This window comes from Candidatus Symbiopectobacterium sp. NZEC135, from assembly GCF_025962695.1.
Genome location: NZ_JAGFPF010000723.1, coordinates 1 through 999 on the forward strand (window position 1 = coordinate 1; position 999 = coordinate 999).

A 999-nucleotide genomic window follows, 5' to 3' on the forward strand; every position below is an offset into this window, starting at 1 on the left:
GAGATGATCGTGCCTTCTCGCTGGCTGGTGTCGCTGAAACAGGGCAGCCCGTTTCAGGTAACGCTGGATGAAACCGGGTTAACCTACCCGGCGGAAATTAGCCGTATCTCCTCCTCGGTGGAGCCGGTAAGTCAGTCAGTGAAAGTGTTTGGCCGTTTGGCCCAGCCTAGCGCAGGCTTACTGCCGGGCATGAGCGGTGTCGCGCAGATAGCAGCGCCAGACGGCAGCACGCCATGAATCGCCCGACCGCCGCTCCTGCGGCACCTACCGAGCAAGACCCACAGCTCACGCTACTGGCCGAATTGCTGCAACTGCAACGGCGTGCCCGCGCGCGTGAAACATCTGATGAATTGGCGTTTTTTATCGTCAATGAAACCCATTCGCTGGTGAAATATCGTCAGGCGCTGTTGTGGAGCAACGAGCAGCAGCGGTTACAGGCGGTCTCGGGATTGGCCTCGCTCGATCACAATGCGCCCTTTTGCAGCACCTTTAGTCGGTGGTGCCGCCAGTGGCAGGCAGAACAGCGCCAGAGCGGTACGCTACGCTGTCAGGATCTGCCGGTTGAGGATCAGGCGCTGTGGCATGAGCATCTGCCCGAACACCTGTTGTGGCTGCCATTGCGATCGGCACAGGGTGAAACCACACTGACGCTGATTCTGGCGCGCGAAACCCCGTGGCTGGCAGCGGAGATCCTGCTGCTGGACACGCTGGCAGAACCTTACGCCCACGCCTGGTCCAGCTTGCATAAACAGCGCCGCGCGACGCCAACACACCCGAAAAAACGCCGCATCGTGCTGTGTAGCGCCGTGGCATTGGCGTTAGTGATGTTGATCCCGGTGCGCCAGTCCGTGTTGGCCCCGGCAGAGATTGTGGCGCATCAACCGGTGATGGTGCGCGCGCCTGTCGCGGGCGTAGTCGATGATATTCTGGTGCGCCCCAATCAACCCATCCGAGCCAATCAGCCCCTGGCGCGGTTGGATGCACGCGAGCTGGAAAACC

General features: G+C 61.0%; 1 protein-coding gene and 1 pseudogene. Both read left to right on the forward strand.

Translation table 11 applies throughout. The annotated features are described in order from the left end of the window. Positions 1-237: HlyD family efflux transporter periplasmic adaptor subunit (locus J5224_RS29990; RefSeq protein WP_264628702.1), on the forward strand; the 237-nt coding region annotated here is incomplete at its 5' end. Further along, a pseudogene (locus tag J5224_RS29995) lies at positions 234-999 on the forward strand (HlyD family secretion protein); the annotation flags it as partial. The gene J5224_RS29990 and the pseudogene J5224_RS29995, both read left to right, overlap by 4 nt.